This window comes from Vibrio sp. 1180_3, from assembly GCF_029478545.1.
Lineage (GTDB): Bacteria > Pseudomonadota > Gammaproteobacteria > Enterobacterales > Vibrionaceae > Vibrio > Vibrio aestuarianus.
The window spans coordinates 220,450-232,142 of record NZ_SJFM01000003.1; the positions used below are offsets into that span (position 1 = coordinate 220,450).

Annotated in this window: 9 protein-coding genes, 1 pseudogene and 1 other annotated feature; of the genes and pseudogenes, 3 read left to right on the forward strand and 7 right to left on the reverse strand. The window is 41.1% G+C overall.

What is annotated here, in order from left to right:
• Window positions 1-6: 6 nt before the first annotated feature.
• The 6 genes from yjjX to bamD all read right to left on the reverse strand — a co-directional run bounded on the left by yjjX (window position 7) and on the right by bamD (window position 7,017).
• Entirely contained in the window at window positions 7-540 is a 534-nt protein-coding gene (gene yjjX, locus EYW48_RS03725; protein WP_171980866.1) for an inosine/xanthosine triphosphatase, read from the reverse strand.
• A complete protein-coding gene (locus EYW48_RS03730; protein ID WP_168523144.1) occupies window positions 512-2,863 on the reverse strand; it encodes an EAL domain-containing protein in 2,352 nt (783 codons plus the stop codon). Before EYW48_RS03730 ends, yjjX begins: the two co-directional genes overlap by 29 nt.
• Window positions 2,847-3,866, reverse strand: a complete 1,020-nt coding sequence (locus tag EYW48_RS03735; RefSeq protein ID WP_255091694.1) for a spermidine/putrescine ABC transporter substrate-binding protein — start codon at window positions 3,864-3,866, stop codon at window positions 2,847-2,849. Before EYW48_RS03735 ends, EYW48_RS03730 begins: the two co-directional genes overlap by 17 nt.
• A gap of 228 nt (window positions 3,867-4,094) precedes the next feature.
• A complete protein-coding gene (gene pheA / locus EYW48_RS03740) occupies window positions 4,095-5,273 on the reverse strand; it encodes a prephenate dehydratase (RefSeq protein WP_168523142.1) in 1,179 nt (392 codons plus the stop codon).
• A gap of 11 nt (window positions 5,274-5,284) precedes the next feature.
• Window positions 5,285-5,406, reverse strand: a sequence feature (Phe leader region).
• A 108-nt stretch (window positions 5,407-5,514) separates the two neighbouring features.
• A complete protein-coding gene (gene raiA / locus EYW48_RS03745) occupies window positions 5,515-5,841 on the reverse strand; it encodes a ribosome-associated translation inhibitor RaiA (RefSeq protein ID WP_053311209.1) in 327 nt (108 codons plus the stop codon).
• A 450-nt stretch (window positions 5,842-6,291) separates the two neighbouring features.
• A complete protein-coding gene (bamD, locus tag EYW48_RS03750) occupies window positions 6,292-7,017 on the reverse strand; it encodes an outer membrane protein assembly factor BamD (protein ID WP_171980869.1) in 726 nt (241 codons plus the stop codon).
• A gap of 155 nt (window positions 7,018-7,172) precedes the next feature.
• On the opposite strand from bamD, the gene rluD reads away from it, so the two are divergent.
• The 3 genes from rluD (at window position 7,173) to clpB (ending at window position 11,558) form a co-directional block, all read left to right on the forward strand.
• Entirely contained in the window at window positions 7,173-8,147 is a 975-nt protein-coding gene (gene rluD, locus EYW48_RS03755; RefSeq protein ID WP_053311207.1) for a 23S rRNA pseudouridine(1911/1915/1917) synthase RluD, read from the forward strand.
• Window positions 8,147-8,869 (forward strand): peptidoglycan editing factor PgeF, encoded by a 723-nt coding sequence (gene pgeF / locus EYW48_RS03760; RefSeq protein ID WP_053311206.1) that lies wholly within the window; start codon window positions 8,147-8,149, stop codon window positions 8,867-8,869. Before rluD ends, pgeF begins: the two co-directional genes overlap by 1 nt.
• A gap of 112 nt (window positions 8,870-8,981) precedes the next feature.
• The gene (gene clpB, locus EYW48_RS03765) at window positions 8,982-11,558 is read left to right on the forward strand and encodes an ATP-dependent chaperone ClpB (RefSeq protein WP_176246926.1); all 2,577 of its coding nucleotides are present in this window, start codon (window positions 8,982-8,984) and stop codon (window positions 11,556-11,558) included.
• Window positions 11,559-11,575: 17 nt separating this feature from the next.
• On the opposite strand, the pseudogene EYW48_RS03770 reads toward clpB, so the two are convergent.
• Window positions 11,576-11,693, reverse strand: a pseudogene (locus tag EYW48_RS03770) (IS630 family transposase); the annotation flags it as partial.

The window sequence follows — 11,693 nt, forward strand, 5'->3', positions numbered from 1 at the left end:
CTAGCGTTACACTGATAAGTTTGCAGGAAAATGGCTTGGGTTAGTAAACGGGATTAAGGCCAAAATCAGCGCTTGCTGATAGACAGAGCTGCGAGTGAGTTGATTTTGTGTCAACAGGCTAATCGCTCCTCCTTTTTGTTTGATATTTTCCGTCGCAAATACCTCATCCATCACATCTCCCAGCTCATTGGCGGTGGCCAATTTTTCTAAGACGATAGGCGGTAACATCAAACTTGCTGAGCGAGATTCCCCACGATGAGTGTCCGATTCGATGATCATCCAAGCAAAGGTCACATTCCCTTCTATGCCCGCTTCTAACCCGACGTAATAATCAGCGCCAGGGTAAATTTCTTTAGCATGTTGGACACGATTAAGCGCGCCTAGATGAGTTTCATCATTACTCATTGGTTGATCAGCAACACCGCTTGGAACGCTGACACCAGTAAAGGCAAATTGTTGTTGTGGAAATACACTTTCAAATGCACTGCGTACCGCGTTAATTTTTGCCGGGTTAAGAGAGGCAATGGTCACGTTTTTCATAAGTTAGGCTTAGTTCTTTTTGTTGTTTATACCATGAAGCGAGGGCATTCAAGGTCATAGGTTTTGCAAAATAATACCCTTGCATATAATCACAATGATAGCCGGCAAGCCAGTGATGCATCTCTTGATTTTCAATACCTTCAGCAGTCACCAGCATCGATTGAGAGTGGCATAAGTCGATCAGTGGCTTAATGACCTTTTGATTATTGGTTGCAATGAGTGTATCCAAAAATAGTCGGTCAAATTTAATTTTTTGTACCGGATATTGCACAAGCTGTGTGATCGAGGTGTAACCAGAACCAAAATCATCTATCGCGAGCCCATATCCTAAATGAGAAAGTTCATGGAGTAGAGGAAACCCTTTAGAGTTGGTGGCAAAAGTTTCTGTGATTTCAAAATCAATCAAATGTGGGGGAATCGCATTTTCTTGTGCATGTTTGTGAATGTAATGTGCTAATTGCAATGTGTTCAGTTCTGCTGATGAAAGGTTTATTGACACTTGCACTGGATGTTCACTAATGGCTTGTAATGCGTGAAACTCCTTGAAAGCGCTGCGAATAACCCATCTGTCAATGCTACCAAATAGCCCTGTTTGTTCGGCGATAGGAATAAACTCTTTTGGCGACACTAGCCCTAATTGCTTAGATTCCCAGCGAAGTAAAACTTCTACCCCCGCAATCGTGTTGCCATTGCGATTTAAATAGGGTTGATAAACAAGGCTAAATTCTCGTTCAAAATCGCCCAACCGTAATGCTTGTTCAATATTTGCTCTACGCTGAACGCCTTTATCGAGATCGGGTGAATAGTAAGCAATTTGGTTTTTGCCCGCATTTTTTGCTTGATACATGGCTGTGTCAGCATTCAACAGTAGTTTCTCAAGGGTATTTCCATCAAAGGGATAAGTGGCTATGCCAATACTCGCTGTGATAGGGAAATTGCCTAGCGGAGAATTACTTTGATTTTGGATAGGAGCTAATAACTGAGTCGCAAACTCTGTGGCTCCTTGGCTAAAGGAGCTAGGAGCTGAAATAAATATCGAAAATTCATCACCAGAAAGGCGAGCAGCCAAATTTTTGACTTGGTATTGAGTGTAGAAGAAGTGACTTAATGAACGAACATGCTGGGCAAAATTGACGAGCAAGGTGTCACCGACCTGATGACCATATTTATCATTTACGTATTTAAAATTATCAAGATCAATATACAGCACCCAAATATTGTCGTTATATCGTGCATTAGAGAGCACTCGCTCGACGGATTGTTTAAAGTGGTGGCGGTTTGCAAGTTTCGTTAGGTGATCATATTCAGCTAACGCCTTGGTTTTCTTATAAGTGGTATCAAGCTCTTGATACATATCGTAGAAGCGAGAAGAAAGGCGACCTATTTCATCTTTGGTGTCGAGCGTCTCAATGTTGTCACGCTGCTTATTCTCTACTTCTTTTAATTGTTTATCTAATTGGGATATTGGTTTGATGACATGGCGATACAGCAAAAATAGCAGTAAAAAAACAGTGACAAATGCTGATGTGCCAAATGATAAGGCCAAACGTTTTAAAATAATATTGAGTTTATTGTTAATAAGAAACTGGGCTGGATCTAAGGTTGCATACAATCCGGGTTTCAATTCAACGGTTTGTGTCAGTCCAATTTTATCTATATTGGAATTTTCAGAGAAGAAAATAGTACTTTGATTATCAAATTCAATTTGTTTTCTGAGTTGATCAAATTGTTCTAGTGCAGCGAAGACAACGACAAAAAATATTTGATCTCGGTTATAGCTTAGAGGTGCAGCTAGCGTTTTTTTATCGAGCACATCATAGCGAACTAGAATACCTTCACCGCTAGAGTTAGTGATATAGCTAATATCAGATATTTTTTGGGTATGATTAAAAGTATCTTGCACATAGTTAAGTACTTTTTTGTCAATAGTTGCGAACGGGTCAATACTATTTTCAGCATAATAGAGTACATTTTTGCTGCCATCTAAAATAGATAACGCAACAAAACGTCCTTCTCGAGATTGAAGAATATCTAACGTTTGCTGAAAATTATCGACTAATTCTAATTCTCTATAGGGGTTTTTTTCATGTGCTACATAATGACGAATAATGTCACTTTTTGTTAGTGTGTAGGCGTAACTATTTACAAGAGAGTGAGTCTGGCGAAACAACCCTGCGAGTTTTTCCATACTTAGCTGTAGATAGCTTTCCTCACGTTTTAGCAAGGCGTCTTTTTGGCTAGAGTAAATAATGTAACTCGACGCCGCTGCACTCAAAAGGATAACTGGGGCGATCAGTAACAGGATTCTATTGTTGAGCTTCATGTTGTTCCAAAATACTGTTAATGATTTTTGCTCTTAAACTGATGTTGGTCGGTATCAATTCACTATCAATGATGCCTTGTTCTAGCAAGGTCGGATCTGGGAATAATGATGCATCATTTTGATAGCTATTAGGCATCAATTTTAATGCACTTAAGTTCGGTGTCGCAGCTTTAATATCTTTTGCATTCGTTGCGGCAGTTTCTGGAAGCATTAGGTAATTTAAGAATGCTTTTGCTTGCTGCTTATTTTTGGAATTACTATTTATGGCTAAGCAGTCTACCCAAATATAAGGTTTACCATTGGGTGTGACGAAATCCCAATCGTCTCCTCCAAAGTACTTATTTAGTGAGTATTGATCACCACTATAAGCGAGTGCCATGTGTAAATTATCGCTATCAGGATGGCTTCGTACGTAACTCAACACATATTCATAGGTCAAAATATTGGGATTAACGGATAGCATTGCCTGATACGCATTTTTAAGTGCAGTTTGGTCATCAGTGATTGGCGATTGTGATTGGCTATACAGTGCAGGCAATAGAGTTTCGACCGTATCGGTCAACATACCGACATGACCTTTAAGTGTATCGGGCATATCGAGAAAATCAGTCCATTTTGTGGGGGCTTCTGTGACTTTACTTTTCTTATAGGCTATTCCTACTGTTCCCCAAAAATAAGGAATAGCGTGAGAGCCACAAGCTTGGTTCCATTTGTTGTCATTATATTTTCTATTTTCAAGGTCACTTAAATCTTCAAACGTTTTCAGGCGAGAATATATAAGTGCAGACACATTATCGAGTACGACAATATCAAAAGGAAGCTGGAGGCTTTTTACCATTAACAGGCTGCGTTCATCATCATTATCAAAATGATATAGGTGAATGTTGGTTTCAGTATTTTCGCTCCACTCAGAAATAATCTGAGGGGAGATAGTATCCTCCCACAGATAAATATTGAGTTCTGAACTTAGTATTGGCATTGAAATGCTAAAACCACAAAGCATTAAAGCGCCTAGATGAGCTTTCGTCATGATATAAGTGGATGAACCTTATTTGTCTGAGGAAGAGCATCGATCACAATGAGAGTCACAAGACTTGCGGAAACTATCCGTAATTCAAAGTGCGCTGACAGCCCTATACAATAGCGATAAATAATACTAAAACGCGCGCATTATATGAGCTTTGTTGCTAGCTGTCAGCAGACTTATGACAAAATTTTGACTAAGTGACGATTATTGTAGTTTTACTTGGGTCGGTTTAACGTTTTCACTTGGGTAGCAACCAAGTACTTTTAAGTGCTTGGTTATTTTCATCAATTCATTGATTGATTGCTGCATTTCGACTGAATCTAAGTGTGATTCGAGATCAACATAAAACATTTCTTCCCAAGGATTACCCATGATTGGGCGCGATTCCAACTTAGTCATATTGATACCATATCGTTGCAGAACCAGTAAGGTTTCAACTAATGAACCTGCTTGTTGAGAGGTAGACATTATCAAGGTAGTTTTAGCTGGAATTTGAGTCGAGACTTCTACCGGCTTTCTAGCAACGATAATAAAACGAGTATGGTTTTCTGTTTGATTGGCGATATTGCCTTTGATTGCTTGCAGACCATAAAGTTTGCCACTAGAAGCATTGCCAATTGCAGCTACATCGTTTCGATTCAGTTCTTGGACTTTTTGCATAGCATCAGCCGTACTAGCACAAGACTCCAGTTTAACGCCTTTTAGACGGCTTAAAAACTCACTGCACTGCTGGTGAGGTTGAGGGTGAGAGTAGAGTACTTTGAGATCTTCTAATTTCAGATCAGAAGTAGCGACTAGGCAATGTTCAATTGGTAATGTTAATTCACCGACAATATATAGCGTTGTGTGTTGTAGAAGATCATAGACTTCATTGATTGAACCCGAGCTGGTATTTTCAATAGGAAGAACACCGTAATCGGCATGCCCCGATTCTACGGTCTTGGTTACTTCTCTGAAATGCTCACAATTGAGTTCAATCAGTTCAGTGTTTTTTCTGCTGAAATACTCACGTGTTGCAAGGTGTGAATAGGAGCCTTTTGCGCCTAGAAATGCGACGCGGGCTAGTGGTTTACGGCTGAGTTGAGGGTTTGCTAAATTCTGTAAATAGGATTGTTGTAGAAGCACTGAGTCTTCAATAATAGTGTGGAATAATTTCGTGATGTATTGTGCATCCAAATTATATTTTTCTTTGCCATTATTTATCAGTTTGACCAAAAGTTGCTGTTCACGTACTGCATCTCGTACTGGCTTTGCGGTTTCAATTTTGCTCTTTGCTACTTCGATGCTGAACTTACGACGTTCAGAGAGCAAACTCAGTAGTTGGTCATCGAGTTCGTTGAGACGTATGCGGATCTCATCGAGTGAATATTGTTTTTCTGTCATAGAATAATCCTTGTAAAAAAGCCTCCCGGTGGGAGGCTTTCTGTTCGTTTTTGACTTATCTTCTGTCAACGACCATGCCTCCAAATATTATTGGAGAAAAAAGAAGTCAAAAAAGAACAGCGAAGTTAAGTGCATAAAATCAGGTTTCGTTTTAAATGTGAGAACACAATAAGCAAGCAGCTATAGGGCGTCAAGCAAAAAAATAGCGCCTAACGGGCGCTATTTTCAATCCTTTTAATCTTTATTCGATTTCTTCTTCCACTTCCGGTTTCTCTGTACGACGAGCTTCTGGTTTGTGGCGCAGTTTATTGAGTTGACGTTCTAGTTTTTGTTCTACCTCATTAACAGCTGTATAAAGATCTTCATGTACTGCGGAAGCGACGAGTTGTCCTTTGGGTACCGTAATTATCGCTTCAAATTTTTTCTGTTTGCCTGGTTCTTCACTAAAGCTAGCTTGGCAGCCAATAATGTCCACTTGCCATTTTTCTAACTTCTTAAATTTGCTCTCAATGTGATCGCGGATTGCAGAGGTGATGTCGATATTTTTACCAGTGATATTTACTTTCATAGATTTTTTCCTCTGTGTCATCCCTCATGGGTTAACTCCAGATTACCTATTCGATAAGAAATAAATGTGATCTACATCACCTTATGGTGAGGGTTTTCTAATGTTGGGTTTAAACGTGATCTCACGCAAAAAGTGGTATCAAGAGGGCAAGGAAAAGCTTGAGATTCATATTGGTTACGATAGATTGAATGGTATCGCAAGCTAAAAACTTCTCCATTTTTAGGGCCTTTTTACGGCTTAATAAACGTGTTGTTTATTTGCTAAGCAGGTAGGGTAAGTTGCGTCCAATGCCACTCAGGTTTTGTATTCATACCTACGGTGGCGTCTACTCATTTTCTTCTGTGTTTTTCTTGCTCTCTCATATTTAACCGCTGATAGCAAAAAACCATTAACAAACCATGTGTCAATATCGTTTGTTAATGGTTGAATTTGATCAGTGCTGCGAAAGGGTTACTCTGGGTTGAGTGCAATCAATTTTTCTGTTCTTTCTATTGCGTCATCAAGTTTTAGCTGTTTGTAGGCTTCAAGTTGAATACGCAAGGATTTTCTCGCAGCTTCCGTATCAGGGTAAGTTTTTTGTAACTCCTGAGTACGATTAATCGCCGCTATCCATGCTTCTCGACGTAGATAGAAATCAGCGGTCGCAAGATCATATTCGGCTAAACGATTTTTGAGAGCAAATAAACGTTTATGTGCATCTTCTGCATATGGGCTCGTTGGATAGCGTTGCAGTAATTTTTTGAAATCAACAAAGGCTGCTTTTACCGGTTCAGGATCACGATCTGAACGATCAACATTAAAAAGGTCATGCATGAAGTTACGGTCTTGAGCCATGTGCGTTAAGCCACGCATATAAAGTACCCAGTCCATTTTTTCGTGGGTTGGGTTTAAACGTGTAAAGCGTTCAATCGTAGCTAATCCTAAAGCAAGATCATCGTTTTTATAATAGGCATAGATAAGATCAAGTTGCACTTGTTCGGAGTAAGCTCCGAATGGATAGCGTGAATCTAACGCTTCAAGTTTTTCTATTGCAGTAAGCCAATTGCCACTTTGCAGTGAAATTTGTGCATCTGAATACAATTCAGAAGGCGGCACATCAGGGACAATATCTTCGCTGCTTGAACAGCCAAATAACAGTGATAGTGCGAGTAAGCCTGATAAAGTGTGGTGTTTCATGACAGGAGTCGGTTCCTTGAATTAGTGCTTCTTAATTGAGTGCGTAATCGCTTTATAAATCGTTTCGTTACTTTCTTACCAGTAACAGATACAATAAAGCCATATTTTATCCATACTAGACGCTATTAGTCTCACGGTTTTTAAAAAAGTTCTATATGGCTCAGCAGATTGAATTAACAAATACAGTAAAAGATAGCCAGTTAGGTCAACGTTTAGACCAAGCTGTCGCTGAATTATTCGCTGATTTCTCACGCTCACGTCTAAAAGAGTGGCTTTTAGATGGCAAGGTTCAGGTTAATGGTGAAGTGATTACCAAACCGCGAACTAAAGTCATGGGTGGCGAAATCATTACCGTTCAAGCCGAACTTGAAGATGAAGAGCGTTGGGAAGCGCAAGACATTCCTTTAGACATTGTTTATGAAGATGATGATATTATTGTCATCAATAAACCACGAGATTTTGTCGTTCATCCTGGTGCCGGAACACCCGATGGCACAGTGCTTAACGCACTATTGTTCCATTATCCAGCTATTGCGGAAGTTCCACGTGCAGGTATTGTGCACCGTTTGGACAAAGATACTACCGGGTTAATGGTGGTAGCTAAAACGGTACCCGCTCAAACTCATTTGGTGCGAGCGCTACAAAAGCGCAATATCACTCGTGAGTATGAAGCGATTGCAATCGGAACGATGACGGCTGGTGGCATGATTGATAAGCCAATTGGTCGCCATTCAACTAAACGAACCTTAATGGCCGTTAGCCCTTTAGGTAAGCCGGCGGTAACTCATTACCGTGTCGCTGAACATTTCCGCGAGCATACGCGTATTCGTCTCCGTCTTGAAACTGGTCGTACACACCAAATTCGCGTGCATATGTCTTACTTACAGCATCCACTTTTAGGGGATACAGCTTACGGCGGCCGAGCTCGTATTCCAAAAGGGGCAACGGAAGAACTGGCTGAAATGATTCGCGGTTTTGATCGTCAAGCATTGCATGCCGTGATGCTTAGATTTAATCATCCAGTTACCGGCGAGGAGCTTGAGTTTCATGCGCCTGTTCCAGACGATATGGTCGAAATGGCTGAAGCACTTCGAGTGGACACCAAGCTGAATAAAAAAGAAGAATATTAATGGAAATGGTCATCCCTAATTGGAATGCTCCTAAAAATGTGAAGGCCTTCTCTTCGACAAGAATCGGTGGTTTTTCACTTGCTCCTTACGAGGGGCTCAATTTAGGAACTCATGTTGGGGATGACTCATCATTAGTCGAGCGCAATCGTAATTGGCTTCTACAACAAGCTCAATTACCTGCGATGCCTATTTGGTTAAACCAAACTCATTCCACTCACGTCATTGAAGTGAGCTCATCCACGAATGATATTTTGGATGCCGATGGTCTTTTCACTCAACACCCCAATGTTGTCTGTTCAGCAATGACCGCTGATTGCTTACCCGTTTTATTGACTAATACTGCAGGAACTCAAGTGTCTGCTGTACATGCGGGTTGGCGCGGACTCGCCAACGGCATTATTGAAAATGCAGTGGCGCAATTTTCTGGTGATGTGATAGCTTGGCTCGGGCCTGCAATTGGACCACTCGCTTTTGAAGTGGGTCATGATGTCTATCAAGCTTTCGTTGATGTAGACGTTAAGGCTTTTCATGCATTTTCTGCAAAAGGAGATGGAAAGTGGCTAGCGAATATGTCTCAACTGGCAATATTAAGGCTGAATCAATGCGGAGTTGAGCAAGTATTTGACAGTGGTCTTTGCACTTATCAAGATCCTGCACGTTTCTATTCTTATCGACGAGATGGTATTACCGGACGCCAAGCATCCTTTATTTGGATTGAATAGCTATTTAAATTAGAAAATCTTCCCACACCTCCCCCCTTGAAAAAACCATGCCTCGTATCCATCTTTAGCTACATAAGATTGGTCTCTCAACAATAGAATGAGGAATATTGGTATGCGTTTAGATCGATTTACAAGCAAATTTCAAATTGCAATTTCTGATGCGCAATCATTGGCATTAGGCCGTGATCATCAATATATAGAGCCCGTTCATTTGATGGTGGCGCTGCTTGACCAAAATGGTAGCCCGATTCGTCCACTACTGACGATGCTAAGTATTGATGTGATGCATCTTCGCTCAAAGTTAGGTGAAATTTTAGATCGCTTACCTAAAGTCAGTGGTATTGGTGGTGATGTGCAATTGTCGAGTGCTATGGGCACTATGTTTAACTTGTGTGACAAGTTGGCCCAAAAACGCCAAGATTCGTACATCTCATCTGAAGTATTTTTGTTAGCGGCGCTAGAAGATAAAGGTGCGCTTGGGAAACTGCTAAAAGAATTAGGTTTAACCGAAAAGAAATTATCGGATGCAATAGAGCAGATCCGCGGGGGGCAGAAAGTTAATGACCCAAATGCTGAAGAGCTAAGACAAGCTTTAGAAAAGTTTACTATCGATCTTACAGAGCGAGCGGAGCAGGGTAAGCTTGATCCTGTTATTGGCCGTGATGACGAAATTCGTCGTACTATCCAGGTACTGCAACGCAGAACTAAAAACAACCCAGTCATTATCGGTGAACCGGGGGTGGGTAAAACCGCCATTGTTGAAGGGTTAGCACAACGCATCATCAACAACGAAGTACCTGAAGGTCTACGTGGTAGACGTGTTTTGTCGTTAGACATGGGCGCTTTGGTAGCGGGTGCTAAATATCGTGGTGAATTTGAAGAGCGCTTAAAATCAGTACTTAATGAGTTAGCTAAGGAAGAAGGCAACGTCATTTTGTTTATTGATGAACTACATACGATGGTTGGTGCAGGGAAAGGCGAAGGTTCAATGGATGCTGGTAATATGCTCAAACCTGCATTGGCCCGTGGAGAACTGCATTGTGTTGGCGCAACAACTTTAGATGAGTACCGTCAATATATAGAGAAAGACCCTGCCCTTGAGCGCCGCTTCCAAAAAGTATTGGTTGATGAGCCGAGCGTAGAAGATACCGTCGCTATTTTACGTGGCCTAAAAGAACGTTATGAACTTCATCATCATGTTGAAATTACTGACCCTGCAATTGTTGCCGCGGCGAGTTTATCGCACCGTTATGTTTCTGATCGACAATTACCGGACAAAGCGATCGACTTGATTGATGAGGCTGCATCAAGTATACGCATGCAGATTGACTCAAAACCAGAATCACTGGATAAGTTAGAGCGCAAGATTATTCAGCTTAAAATAGAGCAGCAAGCATTAACCAATGAACACGATGAGGCGAGCACCAAACGTTTGTTTACTTTGAATGAAGAACTCAAAGAGAAAGAGCGTGAATTTGCTGAATTGGAAGAAGTATGGAATGCAGAAAAAGCGGCGCTTTCAGGTACTCAGCATATCAAGTCTGAACTGGAACAAGCTCGGATGGATATGGAATTCGCTCGTCGAGCGGGTGACTTAAGCCGGATGTCGGAATTGCAATACGGACGTATTCCTGAACTGGAAAAACAACTTGACCTTGCCACTCAGGCTGAAATGCAAGAAATGACCTTGTTACGTAATAAAGTAACCGATGTTGAAATTGCAGAAGTATTATCAAAGCAAACGGGAATTCCAGTATCGAAAATGCTTGAAGCAGAAAAAGAGAAGCTGCTTCAAATGGAAGCTGTACTGCATAAAAGAGTGATCGGACAAATAGAAGCTGTTGAAGTGGTTTCAAATGCAATTCGCCGTAGTCGAGCTGGTTTATCAGATCCGCAGCGACCGATCGGATCTTTCCTATTCTTGGGCCCAACTGGTGTTGGTAAAACGGAGCTTTGTAAGACTCTCGCCAATTTCATGTTTGATAGTGAAGATGCCATGGTGCGCATTGATATGTCCGAGTTTATGGAAAAACATTCTGTTGCTCGCCTTGTCGGTGCACCTCCTGGTTATGTTGGATATGAAGAAGGTGGGTATTTAACGGAAGCCGTGCGTCGTAGACCTTATTCAGTCATTCTGCTTGATGAGGTGGAAAAAGCACATCCGGATGTATTCAATATTTTGTTACAGGTTCTAGATGATGGTCGCTTGACTGATGGTCAGGGTCGTACGGTCGATTTTCGTAATACCGTAGTGATAATGACATCGAACTTGGGGTCTGCTCGTATTCAAGAAAAATTCGCAAGTCTCAACTATGAAGGCATCAAAAATGAAGTTATGGAGGTGGTGAGCAAACACTTTAGACCAGAATTCTTAAACCGAGTCGATGAAAGTGTTGTGTTCCATCCGCTCGGACAAGAACAAATTAAGTCGATTGCTTCTATTCAACTGGCCCGTCTTGGTCAAAGAATGGAAGAGAAAGGCTATCAACTAGAAGTATCAGATAAAGCGTTAGAACTGATCTCTCAAGTTGGATTTGATCCTGTCTATGGTGCGCGGCCTTTGAAACGGGCAATTCAACAGAGTGTTGAAAACCCACTAGCAAAAGATATATTAGCTGGAAAAATCTTGCCAGATAAAAAAGTGAAGTTGATTGTTAGCAATGATCAAATTATTGCTCATCAAGATTAATCACTGTCTATACCGAATCAACTTGAAGATGCAGGCTTGAGAACCTGAAAATGATCATTAATTCGAGATGTCAAAGAGCCTGCGATCTCTGGAAGAGTCACAGAAAAAAATTGGTCTATTGCCGCCTTGAAGTCC

Excerpts from the sequence above, each read along its gene's own strand:
- EYW48_RS03730 (WP_168523144.1), bottom strand. The coding sequence starts at position 2,863 with ATGAAGCTCAACAATAGAATCCTGTTACTGATCGCCCCAGTTATCCTT.
- pgeF (WP_053311206.1), top strand. The coding sequence starts at position 8,147 with ATGGAAATGGTCATCCCTAATTGGAATGCTCCTAAAAATGTGAAGGCC.
- bamD (WP_171980869.1), bottom strand. The coding sequence starts at position 7,017 with ATGAAACACCACACTTTATCAGGCTTACTCGCACTATCACTGTTATTT.
- yjjX (WP_171980866.1), bottom strand. The coding sequence starts at position 540 with ATGAAAAACGTGACCATTGCCTCTCTTAACCCGGCAAAAATTAACGCG.
- EYW48_RS03735 (WP_255091694.1), bottom strand. The coding sequence starts at position 3,866 with ATGCTTTGTGGTTTTAGCATTTCAATGCCAATACTAAGTTCAGAACTC.
- pheA (WP_168523142.1), bottom strand. The coding sequence starts at position 5,273 with ATGACAGAAAAACAATATTCACTCGATGAGATCCGCATACGTCTCAAC.
- raiA (WP_053311209.1), bottom strand. The coding sequence starts at position 5,841 with ATGAAAGTAAATATCACTGGTAAAAATATCGACATCACCTCTGCAATC.
- clpB (WP_176246926.1), top strand. The coding sequence starts at position 8,982 with ATGCGTTTAGATCGATTTACAAGCAAATTTCAAATTGCAATTTCTGAT.
- rluD (WP_053311207.1), top strand. The coding sequence starts at position 7,173 with ATGGCTCAGCAGATTGAATTAACAAATACAGTAAAAGATAGCCAGTTA.